Origin of the sequence: Pseudomonas taiwanensis (assembly GCF_013393345.1) — a bacterium.
Classification (GTDB): domain Bacteria; phylum Pseudomonadota; class Gammaproteobacteria; order Pseudomonadales; family Pseudomonadaceae; genus Metapseudomonas; species Metapseudomonas resinovorans_C.
The window spans coordinates 108,232-125,103 of sequence record NZ_QJRF01000066.1 but is presented as its reverse complement, the minus strand read 5'-3'; the positions used below and the strand labels follow the sequence as shown (position 1 = coordinate 125,103).

The 16,872-nt window shown below is 65.2% G+C and carries 8 protein-coding genes; 4 read left to right on the top strand and 4 right to left on the bottom strand.

What is annotated here, in order from left to right; all coding sequences use genetic code 11:
* Window positions 1-10: 10 nt before the first annotated feature.
* A complete protein-coding gene (locus tag DM872_RS18355; RefSeq protein WP_179060819.1) occupies window positions 11-313 on the top strand; it encodes a DUF6916 family protein in 303 nt (100 codons plus the stop codon).
* Between the two features lie 22 nt (window positions 314-335).
* Here the strand turns inward: DM872_RS18355 and DM872_RS18350 are convergent, their stop codons facing one another.
* Both DM872_RS18350 and DM872_RS18345 read right to left on the bottom strand, forming a co-directional pair.
* Complete coding sequence (locus DM872_RS18350; protein ID WP_179060818.1) at window positions 336-908, bottom strand: phage tail protein; 573 nt, start codon at window positions 906-908, stop codon at window positions 336-338.
* An 18-nt stretch (window positions 909-926) separates the two neighbouring features.
* Window positions 927-1,514 (bottom strand): phage tail protein, encoded by a 588-nt coding sequence (locus DM872_RS18345; protein ID WP_179060817.1) that lies wholly within the window; start codon window positions 1,512-1,514, stop codon window positions 927-929.
* A gap of 299 nt (window positions 1,515-1,813) precedes the next feature.
* On the opposite strand from DM872_RS18345, the gene DM872_RS18340 reads away from it, so the two are divergent.
* The 3 genes from DM872_RS18340 to rarD all read left to right on the top strand — a co-directional run bounded on the left by DM872_RS18340 (window position 1,814) and on the right by rarD (window position 15,842).
* Entirely contained in the window at window positions 1,814-13,105 is an 11,292-nt protein-coding gene (locus tag DM872_RS18340) for a DUF4347 domain-containing protein (RefSeq protein WP_179060816.1), read from the top strand.
* 52 nt (window positions 13,106-13,157) lie between these two features.
* Window positions 13,158-14,654 carry a TolC family protein gene (locus DM872_RS18335; RefSeq protein WP_179060815.1) on the top strand — a complete coding sequence of 499 codons (1,497 nt, stop codon included), beginning with the start codon at window positions 13,158-13,160 and terminating at the stop codon, window positions 14,652-14,654.
* Window positions 14,655-14,945: 291 nt separating this feature from the next.
* Window positions 14,946-15,842, top strand: a complete 897-nt coding sequence (gene rarD / locus DM872_RS18330; protein WP_179060814.1) for an EamA family transporter RarD — start codon at window positions 14,946-14,948, stop codon at window positions 15,840-15,842.
* On the opposite strand, the gene DM872_RS18325 is transcribed toward rarD, so the two are convergent.
* Together DM872_RS18325 and DM872_RS18320 are read right to left on the bottom strand one after the other, a co-directional pair.
* Window positions 15,813-16,214 (bottom strand): NUDIX hydrolase, encoded by a 402-nt coding sequence (locus tag DM872_RS18325; RefSeq protein ID WP_179060813.1) that lies wholly within the window; start codon window positions 16,212-16,214, stop codon window positions 15,813-15,815. The genes rarD and DM872_RS18325 overlap by 30 nt on opposite strands.
* Complete coding sequence (locus DM872_RS18320; RefSeq protein ID WP_179060812.1) at window positions 16,211-16,756, bottom strand: dihydrofolate reductase family protein; 546 nt, start codon at window positions 16,754-16,756, stop codon at window positions 16,211-16,213. The genes DM872_RS18325 and DM872_RS18320 overlap by 4 nt, the downstream gene beginning before the upstream one ends.
* Window positions 16,757-16,872: the final 116 nt, after the last annotated feature.

The window sequence follows — 16,872 nt, the reverse complement described above, 5'->3', positions numbered from 1 at the left end:
GAGTGACCAGATGTTCATCGAAACCCAGGGCCTTACCGCAAAGATGTTCGCCTCTGAGGTTGGCCAGGTCTTCACCGCCGAGACGGTGCCCGAACCTGTGGAGCTGACCTTGCTGAGGCTGGTGGAAGGCAGTGCTCCCAATCCGGGATTCCGCACGCCGTTCTCGCTGATCTTCACCACTCCGATGAGCGTGCTCCTGCTGGACGCGCAATACCGCCTGAAGAGCGCCAGCGGAAAAGAGTATCTGCTGCACCTTAGCCCGATCGTTTCTCCCCTCGACGGTCAGCGCCACTACCAGGCCCAGTTCAACTAGGCCTGGCAGCGGGCAGCCCGGGTCAGTTGCGACTCGGGAACACTCCCTGGGTGCAGATGCACTGGGTCAGTGCCAGGAACGGCTGCACCACGCCAGTGGGCAGGTTCTGGCCGCTGAGCCCCAGCGTTACCTGGAGGCTCGCCTGCACCGGCAGCTGGACGCTTCCCGGAGCCGGAGCGTAGATCTGCACGGTCACACCGGTACGGCCCGAGGCGCCCTGCGCCTGGGCCAGGGTGGCGTCTGCCGCAGGCTGCTCGGAGGCGGCTGCCGTCGTGGACGACTGCAGCACCACAGTCGCCTCGGCGGTGGCGCCGTGGGTATGGGTGGGCAGGTTGAGCGTGGTCAGCGTGACGTTTTCCGAACCGGCCATCTGGCCGAGGGGCTGCTGGGCACTTTGCCCGACCGGTACCCGTCCGTTGAGGTTGGGCAGGCCGAAGTTCTGGACGCCGTTGCCGCCATAGGTGACGCCCAGCAGGGCGAACAGCGCCTGGTTCTGCTGGATCGACAACAACTGGCCGCTGCAGGTCATCCAGTTCCGTGGTGCGAAGTTGCCCGCGAAGGGCGCGATCACACCGAGGTAACTTTCGATATCCATTCGTGAGTCCTCGCGCCGTCAGTTGCGGGAGGGGAAAACCCCTTCCATGCAGATGATGTAGTTGATCACCGTGAACGGCTGCAGGATGGAGAAAGGCTGGTTACTGCCGGCAGCCTGGACGTTGACGGTCGCTGCGCTGGACAGGGGAAGGTTCACCGAGCCGGGGGCCGGAGCGTAGATCTTCACATCCACGGGCGTGCGGCCCGAGGCGCCGTTGGCGACGGCCAGTACGCTGTCCGCGGCCGGTGTTGCCGAAGTTGCCGCAGCGGTGCTGGCGGGCAGGGAGGCGGTGGCGGTCGCGGTAGCGACGTGGGTGTGGGCGGGCATTTGCGCGGTGGTCAGGGTGACCGACTCGGTGCCGGCCATCTCGCCCAGGGTGTACGGGGAGGTGCCGGGGGACTGGCCGGCGCCGACGGGCACGCGACCTTGCAGGTTCGGCAGGCAGAAGGTGGTCTGGCCATTACCGCCATAGACGGTGCCGAGCAGAGAGAACAGGGCGCTGTATTGAGCGATGGAGATCGTCTGCCCCTGGCAGAACGCCCAGCCACGGGGAGCGAAATTGGGGGCCCAACCGCTGATCGAGCCGAGATAGGACTGGTCACTCATGAGACTGATTCCTTCCTTGCGTGTGTGAGGCTTTATTGGAATAGGCAAGGAAGTACTGGCAATTAAATGGCACTTCCCTGCGCGCGGTGAACGATAGACGAAATTTCCTTTCGCCTCTTGTTCTTTAGCACAGGCAAGCGTCGATTCTGTGACTCAAACGAAGTAAGGCGGGGTTGTTTAAGACTTCTTGGTCATTGATGGCAGGCTGATGGCTGAAAGCCATTTCCAGAGTAGGAAAAAGCAAATAACATCGTCGGACTAATCAGGCAGTGCAGAGTCACCGACAGGGAGCGCACAGCATGTTCTGGTCGAACAAGAATAAAGTATCCGGCCGCCCGTCCCAGGCCGACGTCCGTTCTCCCCTGGCTCTGCCCCTCGAACCTCGCATGATGTTCGACGGCGCCGTCGCCGCCACCGTTGCCGATACCGCAGCGAGCCAGCCCACCGACACCCCTGATGCGCAGGATACTGCCGCGGCCGAGAGCTCGTCCCATGACGGCCTGGCTGCCACCCCCACGGGTGGCACCGGCGACCAGCGCCAGGAAGTGGTGTTCGTCGATAACGGCGTCAAGGACTACCAGCAACTGGTCGCTGCCATCAAACCGGGTACCGAAGTGGTGGTACTGGATAGCAGCAAGGATGGCCTGCAGCAGATCGCCGACTACCTGGACGGCCGCAGTGGCATCGATGCCATCCATATCATCAGTCATGGCTCGGAAGGGCAGGTGCTGCTCGGCACTTCGGTGCTGGACACGGGCAGCGTCCAGCAGCGTGCGGATGATCTGGCCGCCATCGGCGATTCACTGAAGGCGGACGGCGACATCCTGATCTACGGCTGCGATGTGGCCAAGGGTTCCGGCCAGACCCTGATCCAGCAGATCGCCAGCTTCACGGCAGCCGATGTGGCGGCTTCCAGTGATGCAACGGGTGCCCTGGGCAAAGGCGGCGACTGGAATCTCGAAGCAGCGGTGGGCAGCCTTGAAACAGCATCGCTCTGGCAGGATGCGTCGCCAGGCTACGACTCGCTGCTGGCCACCGTTACGCTCAATTCGACCTGGTTGGCCAACAATGCTGACGAGTGGAGCTACTCGGATAATCAGGGCGCTGGAAATCTCGCGGCCACTGCCACCAGCATCTATCTCAATGTCGACTCGAATGCCTTCAACACGCCTCCCGTCGAGTTCACCATCAGCAGCAGCGGTGGCCCGTTCAATCTTGATAGCATCTCCGTCCAGGCACTGGACGCCAATGATTATCAGTTCGAGATCTATCCCACCGGCAACTATGCCGCCAAGGTCACCAGCGTCCTGATAGCGAACCAGACCGGTCAGACCATCGTCATCCCTACCAACCTGCTGAGTATCACGTCCTTCACGATCCGTTTCCTCGATGCGGTTCCAGGGCCGGATATAAATGAGGGAAGTCCAAACAACATGGACTTCCTCAGTTTCACCACGTCGCCCGCCAATATCGCGCCGACTCTCGGCAACCTCAACGGCGACAGCGTGGCATGGGCGGGCGTCGGCAACACCGTGACGCTGGACGTCGGCGGCAACGCCACACTGGCTGATGCGGAACTGGGCGCCCTCAACGGCGGCAATGGCAACTGGGCTGGCGGGAGCCTGACCGTGCAGCGTCCCAGCGCGGTTTCCGGCGACATCTTCGGCTTCAACACCTCAGGCGCACTGTTCACCGTCAGCGGCAATGCCCTGCAGTCCGGTGGCCAAACCTTCGCCACCTTCACCAGCACCGGCGGCGTGCTGACCGTCACCTTCACCAGCAGCGGCACGGCGGCCACCACCTCGTTGGTCAATGACGTGGCGCGACATATCACCTACCGCAGCGACACCCCGGCCGGCGACGCGACCGTGCGCTTCACCCTGAGCGACGGCACCTCCACCGCCACGGCTAACGTCACCGCCACCAGCGACACCATCTACATCACCAATACCACCGACACCGCCACGATCAATGCGAGTGACGGTGTGAGCATCAGCGAGGCGGTGGCGATTGCCGCTGCGGACGCCACGGGCAGCCAGACGCTGATCTTCACCAACAGTTTCAATGGCGCCGTCTCGCTGGCCGGTAACCTGTCCGTCAACGAAAGCCTGACCCTCAACGCCGATTCGGCTTCGAGCCTGATTATCAACGGCAGCACCATCACCCTGGGCGGCGGCACTACGCTGAGCTTCGTGAGTGGGAGCGGCGACACCACGACCGTCAACAGCAACATTGCGGGTACCGGCGCGCTGGCCAAGTCCGGCGCTGGCACCCTGACACTGGGGTCCACCAGTAACTCCGCCCTCTGGTCCGGGGCCGTGTCGGTGACGGGGGGAACGCTCACCGCCGACACCGGGTCGCGTCTGTCGACCGGGAACCTGACACTGGATGGCGGCACCCTGGCCATGACCGTGACGGGGGCGGCGGGAACGACCACCACTTTCACCAATGCCATCACCCTAGGCGCGGGCGGCGGCATCATCAGCGTCGCAGGTGGCGGCGGTGCCAACATCGCCAATTTCTCTGGCGCGATTTCCGGCAGCGGCAGCCTGACCAAGACGTCTCCGTCGATCCTGCAGCTCAGCGGCAACAACACCTACACCGGTGCCACCAACGTCACGGGCGGCACCCTGCTCGTCAGCCACGTCAATGCACTGGGTACCACTGCGGGCGGGACTACCGTCAGCGATGGCGCAACGGTGCGTATCGCCGGTGCCCTGACCGTTGCCGAAAGCTTCGTGGTGAGCGGTAGCGGCACCTCGGTATCCTCCGTCAATTACGGTGCCATTCACCTGGTCTCTGGCTCTTCGACCCTGAGTGGCAACGTTACCCTGGCGGGGGCTGCCGATATCAGTGCCGCCTCCGGCAGCACCCTGACCCTCAGCGGCGCCCTGAATGGGGCGTTCAGCCTGAACAAGACCGACGCCGGCACGCTGGTCCTGTCCAACAGCGGCAACGAGGCGGGGCTCACCGCCGGCACCACCATCACCGCCGGTACGCTGTCGATCGCCAACGACGACTACCTGAGTTCCGGCACCATCACGCTGAACGGCGGCACCCTGGCCATTACGGGCGCCACCACGGTCGACAACGCCATCGCGCTGGCTTCTGCTTCGACCATCGCCACCAGCGCCAATGCCACCCTGAGCGGCGTTCTCAGCGGCAGTGGCACCCTGACCAAGTCCGGCGCCAGCACGCTGACCCTGTCCGGCAGCAATACCCACAGTGGTGCCGTCAGCCTCACCGCTGGCGGCCTGACCCTGAGCGGCGGCTCGGCACTCGGCAACAGCAGTGCGGTGACGCAGTCGGCCGGCACTGTACTGACCATCTCCACCGCCGAGACCATCGGCTCCCTCGCAGGCACCGGCAGCGTGGTACTCAACGCCGCGCTGACCGCTGGTGGCGACAACACCAGCACCACCTATTCCGGCGTGATCTCGGGCACTTCCGGCCTGACCAAGGCCGGCAGCGGCACGATGACGCTGACCGGCAACAACACCTACACCGGCGCCACCACCGTGTCGGCGGGCGGACTGACGCTCAACCGCGTCGGCGGCGCGCTGGATGACAACACGTCGGTGGCGGTGGCAGCCGGCACGACCCTGACCATCTCGGCCGACGAGACCATCGACGTCTTGTCCGGCGCCGGTACCGTGGCCCTCGGTAGCTCCGCGCTGACGGTCGGTATCAACGGCACCAGCAGCACCTTCTCCGGCGCGATTACCGGCTCCGGCACCCTGACGCTGGATGGCGGTGGCACCTTCACGCTGTCCGGCACCAACAGCGGGCAGAGCTGGGGGATGCAGGTGTTGAGCGGCGGCACGGTTTCCATCGCCGGCGACGCCAACCTGGGCAGCGGAACCCTGCAACTGAACGACGGCACGCTGTCGGTCACCAGCACCGGGACCATCGACAACGCGATCACGCTGGGCGCGAGCGCCGGCCGCGTCTCGGTGGATACCGGCCTGGCCCTCAGCCTGAGCGGCGCGATCGGCGGCGCTGGCGCCCTGACCAAGACCGGCAGCGGCACGCTGACCCTGTCGGGCGGCAACAACTACTCGGGCACCACCACAGTCTTGTCCGGCACGCTGTCCGTGGCGGGCGACGGCAACCTCGGCGCCGGCGCAGTCACGCTGGCGGCCGGCACGACCTTGCAGGTGACCGGCGCTACCACCATCAACAATGCGTTCAATCTCGGTGGCGCGGCCACCTTCCAGACCGATGCGGCAGTGACTGTCTCCGGCGCGATCACTGGCAGTGGCAGCCTCACCAAAACGGGTGCGGGCACACTCACGCTGAGTTCCCTCAGCAGCAACTACTTGGGCGGCACCACGCTGGCCGCGGGTACCCTTTCGGTACAGTCCAGTGCGGCCCTGGGCAGTGGCACCATCACCTTCAATGGTGGCGCGCTGGATGTCAGCACGACCACAGCGCTGGCCTTCTCCAACGCCGTGAATATGGCCACGGTCGGCAGCATCAGCTTCATTGAGGACGCCGAAGCCACCTTCAGCGGCGCCTTCGCCGGCACCGGCGGGCTCACCGTGACGGGCGTTATCAACGGTAACCGTGAGCTTCTGACGCTGAGCAACAGTGGCAACTCGACCACCTGGAGCGGCACGCTGACGGCGACCAACGCAGCCTTGCAGTTCGCCGCCGACAACATGCTGAGTTCGGGCACGATCACCCTCAACAGCGGCAGCGTGCTGCTGGCCACTGCCGGCACCACCGTCGACAACGACGTGGTCCTCGGCGGCGCGGGCATCCTTTTCTCCAACGCCGGCAATCTGGTGCTGTCTGGCGTGGTGTCGGGCTCGGGGGCGCTGACCACCGGCGGCACCGTTGGCACCAGCGTCACGCTCGCCGGCAACAACACCCACACCGGCAGCGTCACGGTTGCCGCCGGCAAGTTGATCCTCAGCGGCGGTTCGGCCGTCAGCGACAGCGCGGCGGTCACCGTCAGCAACTCCACCACACTCGAACTGGCGTCCAGCGAGACCATCGGCTCGCTGGCCGGCACCGCCGGCACCATCCTGACGCTCGGCAGCAACACCCTGACCACGGGCGGCAACAACATAAACACCACGTTTGCTGGCGCGATTGACGGTACCGGTGGCCTGACCAAGGCCGGTAGCGGCACCCTGACGCTGTCGGGCAACAGCAGCAACAGTGCACCGGTGGTGGTGGCTGCCGGCGAATTGGCAGTTGGCGGTACTGCGATTGGCAACACCGCCAGCGTGACGGTGAACTCGGGCGCAACGCTGTCGCTGTTCTCGAACGAGCGCATTGGCGCGCTTTTCGGTTCCGGGACGGTGCAGTTGGGCAGCAGTACGCTGTTCATGGGTGGCTCCAATCTGAGCACTACCTTCAGTGGCTCCATCAATGGTGCCGGCAATATCGACCATAACGGCACGGGCTCGCTCACTTTGAGCGGAAGTAACGGCTATACCGGCACCACCACTGTGTCGAACAGCGGCACCATCAGCATCACGGACACCAGCAATATCAGCAGCGGCGCGGTAATCATGGCCACCGGCGGCACCCTGATGGTCACCGGCAGCAATGTCATGCTGAACAATTCGTTCACGCTACTCAGCGGCGGTGCCAAGGTCAGTAATGCCAACGGGCTGACGCTGTCGGGCCCCCTGTCGGGGGTTGGTGGCCTAACCAAGGAAGGCGCCGGCACTCTTACGCTTTCAGGTGCCAACACCTATGGCGGCAGCACCACAATCTCCGCCGGCACCTTGATGGTCAACGGCAGTACCGCCAGCGCGACCACCGTGGCCAGCGGCGCCACCTTGGCTGGTAGTGGCACCCTGGGCGGCAACGTGACTGTCCAGAGCGGCGGCGTCCTGTCGCCGGGCAACAGTGCCGGGACCCTGACGGTGAACGGCAACCTGCAGCTGAACGCGGGTAGCATCCTGGCGGTCGAGATCAACGGCACCACGGCCGGTACCCAGTACGACCAGGTTGTGGTCAACGGCACAGTGGACGTTTCCGGCGCCACCCTGGCCGTGACCCATGGCTACACCCCCGGCCTCGGCGACACCTACGTCCTGATCGACAACAACCTCGCCGACGGCGTGACCGGCAACTTCAGTGGCCTCGCCGAAGGCGCCACCCTGGCCGCCGGCGGCAACAGCACCGAACTGACTGTCAGCTACGTCGGCGCCACCGGCAACGACTTCACCCTGACGGCGCCGACCAACGAGCCGCCGGTAGTCGGCAACCTGAATGGCGACAGCGTGGGTGTCATCGAAGGCGGCGGCGCGGCCCTTCTGGATTCCGGCAGCAATGCCACGGTTACCGACAGCGATTCTGTGGACTTCGATGGCGGCAAAGTCACCGTCGCCATAATCGCCAACCGCGCCAGCGGCGAAGACATCCTCTCCATCCTGAGTCAGGGGACGGGGGCAGGGCAGATCGGTGTTTCCGGTTCGAACGTCACCTTCGGCGGCGTGTTGATCGGCACCTTCACCGGCGGCACCGGCAGCAACGACCTGGTGATCAGCCTGAACGCCAATGCGACCCCGGCGGCCGTCCAGGCGCTGGTGCGCACTATCACCTACACCAACGGCAACACCCTCGATCCGAGCACCGCCACCCGTACCGTGCGCATCACCGTGGACGATGGCGACGGCGCCACCAGTGCCAACGCGGACATCGCCGTCAGCGTGACCAGCGTGAACGATGCACCCACCTTGTCCGCCACCGGCGGCACGCCCACGTACACTGAGAACGGTGCGGCGGTGGATCTGTTCAGCGGTGTGAGCGTCGGCACCGTCGAAGCGGGTCAGACCATCACCGGCCTCACCCTGACCGTGAGCAACCTCGCCAACGGTGCCAGTGAAATCCTGCGCATCGACGGTACCGACATCATCCTGGTCAACGGCACCAGCGGCACCACCACCGGCGGTAACGGCATCGGTTATAGCGTCAGCGTCAGCGGCGGGACCGCTACCGTGACCCTGACCAGCGCCGGCGGTCTCAGCGCGGCCAACGCCCAGACCGTCATCGATGGCATGAGCTACCGCAATAGCAGCGAGGCGCCGAGCGGCATCAGCCGTGTGGTCACGCTGACCAGCATCAGCGACAGCGGCGGCACCAGCAATGGCGGCGTGGACAGTACCAGCGTCAGTGTCGTGGCCACCGTCGGCATCGCAGCAGTGAACGATGCACCCAGCATCACCGCGCCCGGTTCCATCGCTGTGACTGAGGATGTCACCACTGCGCTGACGGGCATCAGCTTTGCCGATATCGATGCGGGCACCGGCAGCGTCACCGCCACCTTCAGTGTGGCCAGCGGCACCCTGGCTGCCACCAGTGGCAGCGGCATCATCGTGGGGGGCTCGGGCACCGGCAGCCTCACGCTGACTGGCAGGCTGGCCGACATAAACGCCTTCATCGCTGCCAGCGGCCTGAGCTTCACCACCGCCAGCAACGCCACGGCCAACGTGACGCTGACGGTCGCCATCGACGATGGCGGCAACACTGGCAGCGACCCGGGCCTGTCCGGTACCGGCAGCAGCGAGGCCGCCTCGACCACCCTCACGCTGGCGGTCGCGGCCGTCAACGATGCCCCGGTCAACAGTGCCCCGGCCAACGCCACGGTGGATCAGGACGACACCCTGGTATTCAGCAGCGGCAACGGCAACCTGATCACCATCAGCGACGTGGACGCAGGGGGCGGCACCGTGCGCGTCACCCTCACCGCCACCAATGGCCTGATTACATTGAGCAGCCTGACGGGCCTGGTCTTCACGGTCGGCACTGGCACTGGCGACGCCAGCATGACCTTCGATGGCAGCATCGCCGACATCAACAACGCCCTCAACGGCCTGAGCTTCGCACCCACCGGCGGGTACAACGGCCCAGCCAGTCTGCAACTGGTCACCGACGACCTCGGGCTGAGCGGTAGCGGTGGCGTCCAAAGCGATACCGACACCATCAACATCACCGTCAGCCCGATCAACCCGCTGATCACCGATATCGGCGTCAGCAACCCGGATGGTGGCTACAAGGTGGGTGATGTCATCACCGTCACCATCAGCTTCGACCAGACCGTAATCGTCGACACGTCCGGCGGCCGGCCTTCGTTGCTGTTGGAAACCGGCCTGGTGGATCGTTCCGCCACCTATGTTTCCGGTTCGGGCAGCAATACCCTGACCTTCAGCTACACCGTGCAGGCAGGTGATGTCAGCGCCGACCTGGACTACCAGTCCACCGGCGCCCTGGCCCTGAACGGCGCGACCATCCGAAACGCCGGCAGCGACGACGCCATCCTCACCCTGCCGGCCGTGGGTGGCGCCGACTCCATCGCCGGCCAGCACGGCATCATCATTGACGGCCTCGTGCCGCAAGTGACCAGGGTCAGCGTGCCGGCCAACGGCACCTATGTGGCGGGGCAGAACCTCGACTTCACCGTCAACCTCAGCGAAGCGGTGACCGTCGACACCCTTGGCGGCACGCCGCGCATCGCCATCACCCTGGACGGTGGGGGTACGGTCTTCGCCAACTACCTCAGCGGTTCCGGCACCTCCGCGCTGGTGTTCCGCCTGACCGTCAGCAGCGGCCAGCTGGATACCAATGGCATCAGCGTGGGTGGCGCGATCCAGGCGAATGGAGGCACGTTGCGCGACGGCGTGGGCAACAACGCCAACACCACACTGAATAACGTCGCTAGCACGACGGGCGTGCGGGTGGATGCCGTGGTGCCGACCGTTGGCAGCGTCAGTGTGCCCGTGGGTCTTCCCTACAACGCCGGCGACACCCTGACCTTCGTGGTCAACGCCAGCGAAGCAGTGATCGTCAACGGCACCCCGCGCCTGAGCCTGGATATCGGCGGCAACACCGTGTTCGCTCAATACGTGAGCGGTTCCGGCACCAGCACCCTGGTCTTCCAGTACATAGTGGTCATCGGCGACACCGACGCCGATGGCATCGCCGTGAATGGCCTGGAGGCCAATGGCGGCACCTTGCGGGATGCCGCGGGCAACACCATGGACCTGGTGCTGAACAACGTCGGCGATACCAGCGGTGTGATAGTCGACACCCTTGCACCCGTGTCGAACGGCATCGTCGCCCTCGACCCGTCGCCGACCAACGCCGGCAGTGTGCGTTACACGGTGAGTTTCAGTGAGGCCGTCAGCGGTGTGGACCTCAGCGACTTCGATCTGGTGACTGGCGGCACTGCCGCCGGTAGCCTGACCGGGCTGGTGCAACTCGATGCACAGACCTATCAGGTCACCGTCAGCGGTGTGAGCGGTACCGGCACCCTGGGCCTGAACCTTAAAGGCTCCGGTACCGGCATCGTGGACCAGGCTGGCAACGACCTTTCTGCCGGCCTGACCGGCGCGGTGTACAGCGTGGACCGCGATGTCCCCACCGTCACCAGCGTCAGCGTGCCGGCCAACGGCACCTATGTGGCGGGGCAGAACCTCGACTTCACCGTCAGCCTCAGCGAAGCGGTAACCGTCGACACCCTTGGCGGCACGCCTCGCATCGCCATCACCCTGGACAGCGGAGGTACGGTCTTCGCCAATTACCTCAGCGGTTCCGGCACTTCCGCGCTGGTGTTCCGCCTGACCGTCAGCAGCGGCCAGCTGGATACCAATGGCATCAGCGTCGGCGGCGCTATCCAGGCCAATGGCGGGACGTTGCGCGACGGCGTGGGCAACAACGCCAATACCACCTTGAATAACATCGCCAGCACGACCGGCGTGCGGGTGGATGCCGTGGTGCCGACCGTGGCCAGCGTCAGCGTGCCCGTGGGCCTTCCCTACAACGCCGGCGACACCCTGACCTTCGTGGTCAACGCCAGCGAGGCAGTGATCGTCAACGGCACCCCGCGCCTGGCGCTGGATATCGGTGGCACTACCGTATTCGCCAACTACGTGGCGGGTTCCGGCACCTCGACCCTGGTGTTCCAGTACACCATCCAGGCGGGCGACAACGATGCCAACGGCATCGCCGTCACCGGCCTTGCCGCCAACGGCGGGACCCTGCGGGATGCCGCCGGCAACAGCATGAACCTCGCGCTGAACAGCGTGGGCGACACCAGCAACCTGATCGTCGATACCCAGGCACCCAGCCCGAGCGGGATCGTCGCCCTCGATCCGTCGCCCACCAACGCCGGCAGCGTGCGCTACACCGTGACCTTCAGCGAGAACGTCAGCGGCGTGGACCTCAGCGACTTCGCCCTGGTCACCACCGGCACTGCCGGTGGCAGCCTGACCGGTTTGCTGCAGATCGATGCGCGTACCTTCCAGATCACCGTCAGTGGCGTGAACGGCACCGGCACGCTGGGGCTCAACCTCAATGGTTCCGCTACCGGCATCGTCGACGCTGCTGGCAACGCCATCACCGGCGGCCTGACCGGCGCGGTGTACAGCGTCGACCGCGACGTGCCCACCGTTACCGGCGTCAGCGTGCCGGTCGGCGTGCCCTACAACGCCGGCGACACCCTGACCTTCGTGGTCAACGCCAGTGAGGCTGTGATCGTCAACGGCCTTCCGCGCCTGGCCATCGACATGGGCGGCACCACCGTGTTCGCCGACTACGTGGCGGGTTCTGGCAGCAACACGCTGGTATTCCAGTACAGCGTCCGCGCCGGCGACAACGATGCCAACGGCATCGCGGTCACTGGCCTGGTGGCCAACGGTGCGACCCTGCGCGATGCCATCGGCAATCCGATGAACCTGACGCTGAATGGCGTCGGCAATACCAGCGGCGTGATCGTCGATACCACGGCTCCCAACGCCAGCGCGACTGTCGCGCCGCTCGCCACTCCAGGCAGCGTGCAGTACACCGTGACCTTCGACGAAAGCGTCAGCGGCATCGACCTCGGCGACTTCAACCTGGTCACCACCGGCAACGTCACCGGCACCCTGCAATCGCTGGTGCAGGTGGATAGCCGGACCTTCCTGGTCACCGTCAGCAATGTCGCGGGCGCCGGTACCCTCAGCCTCGGGCTGAACACCACTGGCACGCTGATCACCGATACCGCCGGCAATCCCATGCTCAGCGACTTGTCGGCGCAGACCTACAGCGTGCCGCAGAGCGATGGCGATCCCGAGTTCCGCGCCAACCCGCCGGTCATCACGCCGCCGGAGCCGACGGTTCCGTTCGACCCAGTGCAGCCCAACGTGCCGCCGCCGCCGTTCACCTCGCCGCTCATTCCGCCGCCGCTGTTCGAGCAGCCGACGCTGGGCAGCGGCATTCCGACCCTGGGCAACATCTTCATCAACCAGGGAGCCTTGGCGCCCAGCTTCATCGCCCAGGTATTCGGCAGTAGCGACGGCTTCCGCGATGGCTCCGGCTCGGGCTTCCTCGGCTTTGGCGGGGGTGATGGTGGTGTGTTCGGCACCAGCAGTCTGTCGAGCTTCTTCGACAAGGATGTGCCGCAGGACACCGAAGAAATGAAACTGTTCGACGGCAAGCAATGGCAGGGCGGCTCCGGGGGGAGCGGCCACGGCATCTTCGGCGCGCCCACGCTTGGCCAGCAGTTGCAGGACATCAAGGACAACGAGCAGCGTCAGGTCAGGGAGCTGGCCATGGCACTGGGACAGATCCAGGCGGATCGCCCGCAGGCTTGAAAAACAACGAATTAGAAATCTGTAAGTGCCGTGTCTAGGGGGCGGCCCAAGGATGAGCAAAGCAGCGAAGTTTTTCAGCGTAAGTGTGCTGGCTCTGGCGGTCACGGGTTGCGCGGTGACCAGCCAGCCCATCGACCGTAGCGTCAGCGAGCAGCGTGCGCGCCAGGACCTGGCGACCATGTTCAAGGACCAGGAGCCCCTCAGCGGAGCCCTGACCTTGCACGAAGCCATGGCCCGCGCGGTCAAGTACAACCTCGAGGCGCGCCTCAAGGTGATGGAAGAAGCCCTGGCCAAGCGCCAGGTGGATCTGGCCAGCTTCGACATGCTGCCGCGCATGGCCATGGAAGCGGGCTACGCCGGGCGCAGCAACGTCAGCGCCTCCAGCAGCCAGAGCGTGCTGACCGACACCCAATCGCTGGAACCGTCCACCTCCCAGGATCGCGACCGTGGCGTGGCGGACCTGACCATGGTGTGGAACGTGCTCGACTTCGGTGTCAGCTACGTCAGTGCCAAGCAACAGGCCGACCAGCGCCTGATCGTCCAGGAGCGCCGCCGCAAGGTGGTTCACACCATTATCCAGGACGTGCGCTCGGCCTACTGGCGCGCCGTGGCGGCCGACCGACTGCTGAAGCAGATCGACAGCCTGATGGCGCGCGTCGATGAAGCTCGCAGCAGCAGCCAGCGCATGAGCTCGGAGCGCATCGGCGACCCGGTACAGGCCATGAGCTACCAGCGCGCGCTGATCGAGGCTACCCGCCAGCTGGAAGAGCAGCGCCGCGCCTTGTCCCTGGCCAAGACCGAACTGGCCGCGCTGATCAACCTGCCGTTGAACACTGACTTCACCCTGGCCGCCACCGACGACTACCAGGTGCCGGAACTCAAGGTGGACATGAACCGCCTGGAAGAAGAAGCCCTGGCCAGCCGTCCGGAACTGCGCGAGCAGGACTACCAGGCGCGCATCAGCGCTGCCGAAACCCGCAAGGCCATGCTGCGCCTGCTGCCGGGCCTGGAGTTCTCCGCTGGCGGCCATTACGACAGCAACTCCTTCCTGGTCAACCAGAGCTGGGCCGACTACGGGGTGAAAGTCACCTGGAACCTGTTCAACGTCCTCTCCGGCCCGGCCGCGATCGACGTCGCCAAGGCCGGCGAGTCCGTCGCCGCTGCCCGTCGCCAGGCCATGTCCATGGCTGTGCTGGCGCAGCTCTACGTGGCCAACGCCAACTTCCACGAGGCCCAGCGCCAGTTCCAGACCAGCGAAGAGCTGGCCAGCCTCGACGGACAGATCGCCGAACAACTGCGCAATCGCTACAAGACCCAGAGCATTGGCGAACTGGACCTGATCCAGGGGGAACTGAACACCCTCCAGGCGCAGCTCAAGCGCGACCTGTCCTACGCAGAACTGCGTAACGCCTATGCCCAGCTGTTCGTCAGCGCCGGCGTCGACCCACTGCCCGAATCACTGCCGGACGACAAGCTCGCCACCATCGCCAGTGCGCTGGAAAGCGGCGAGTCGCGCTGGGAGAGCGGGGACATCAGCACTGCCAAGTAGGTGGGTGCTGGTCAGGGCGAAGCGAAACCCAACAGGGCATCCCGATTGTTGGGCTTCGCGGGGCTCCGCCCAAACTGCGGGCTGATCCGGCCGGAATTTTTGTTGGGAGGCGACTAGGGCGCAGTGCCGTCCATGCCGTTTTCAACAATGCGGGCGACGGCCTTGCCCGGCTGGTCAGTTTTCGCCCTTGATAAGCTTTCGCTCGCGGCAAGGAAGGCGTATGTTCGCCGGCTGCTTTGCGAGGCCCCAGATGATTTCGCTCCATTCCTTTACCTGCCTGCCGAGGCGGCCATGAAGCTGTCCGGTCGCGGTGTCGCGCTGTCGCTGACGGCGTCCGTCCTGTTTGCCCTTATGCCCGGATACGTGCGTGAGCTGGCGCCGCTCGATGGCGTGCAGATTTTCGCGCAGCGTGTGCTCTGGTCGATTCCAGTGGTGCTCCTGTTGCTGGCCCTGACTCGCCAGTGGTCCACCTTCATCAGTGTGCTCGGGCGTCTGCGGCGCGAACCCTTGCTACTGGCCTCCTTGCCGCTCGCGGCAGTGTTGATCGGCCTGCAGTGGGGGCTTTTCCTCTGGGCGCCGCTGCAGGGGCGGATGCTGGAGGTTTCCCTAGGGTACTTCCTGCTGCCGCTGGCGATGGTGGTGGCGGGACGGGTGTTCTATGCCGAGCACTTGCGGCCGCTGCAGTTGCAGGCCGTGCTCTGTGCGTTGGCTGGGGTGCTCCACGAGCTCTGGCTGACGCGGGCGTTTTCCTGGCTGACCCTGGTCACCGCCCTGGGTTATCCACCTTATTTCATGCTGCGTCGCTGGATGCGGCTGGACGCGTTATCCGGTTTCATCCTGGAAATGGCGGTGCTGGCGCCGCTGGCCATCTGGCTGATCCTGAACTTCTCGCCGCCAGGGGCCTTCAGTCAGGCGCCGCAACTCTGGTGGCTGATTCCAGGCCTCGGGTTGTTGGGCACCCTGGCCTTCGCAGCGATGATGGCGTCCAGCCGACTGCTGCCGCTCGGGCTGTTCGGGATTCTCAGCTATGTGGAGCCGGTGCTGCTGTTCGCGGTGGCTGTGGCCTTCCTCGGCGAGCCGTTCAATCCCGCACAGCTGTGGACCTACCTGCCGATCTGGCTGGCGGTGCTGCTGATTGGTTGGGATAGCGCCAAGCTGCTACGCAAGCAGGCCCGACAGGGCTTCTAGCACCTGGTCCCGCAGCAGCGGGGCCAGGTTCTCCGAGTGGGGCTCGCCGGGCTCCAGCCAGGCCAGTTCCTCCAGTTCGGCTGCGGCTTCCACACTGTGGGGCAGGTAGGCGACGAAGATTTCCGCATCGACCCAGGTCTCCGCCTCGTTGGCGGCCGGTGCGTTGAACCGGCCCAGCGGAGTCAGGGCCGACGCTTCCAGGCGTAACTGCAGCTCTTCCCAGAGCTCACGCTGCAACGCTTGCAGTGCACTTTCCCCAGCCTCGCGCTTGCCTCCCGGCAACATGAACGCACGGGTGCCGCGCTTGCGCACCAGCAGCAGTCGATTTTCTGGGTCCAGCAGGCAGGCGGCGGCGATGTTCAGCGTGGTCACGGTGTCTCGGCTTCCGGGAGGAGTTGGTAGTGCAGCTGCACCACGCCGGTGGGGAAGCTGCGTTGTTCGCGAAGCTGGAGGCGGCGTCCGAGTCCGGTGGCGAACATCGGGATACCCGCGCCCAGGAGCAGCGGTATGAAGCTGACCACCAGTTCGTCGAGCAGCCCGGCAGAGTAGCAGGTCCCCGCCAGCGAGCCACCCCCTGCCAGCCAGATGCGTTTGCAGCCAGCGGCAGTCAGCTGGTCGATGGCCTGGGCCGGGGTGTCGTGGCTGATCTGCACCTCTGGCGCCGCGGGCGGCAAGTCGCTCCGGCTCAGCACGATGCAGGGCTTGGCCGGGTAGGGCCAGTCGCCTCCGAAAGCCTGGATGGTTTCGTAGGTCGCACGTCCCATCAGCAGGCCATCGATGCTGTCGTAGAAGGCTTGGTAGCCGTGATCCTCGCCGGATGCCGCGATGGGGTCCAGCCAGTCGACGCTGCCGTCGGGACGAGCGATGTAGCCGTCGAGGCTCGCGGCTATGTAATAAATCAACGCTGCGCGCATGACGAGGCTCCGGATGTGGATGGAAAAAGCGTATACCCGCTGGGTGATTCCGTCGCTGTATCGCTCGGAAATCGGGCGTTTGCTCGCAACTCCGGGTAACCTATGCAGCTGTTTAC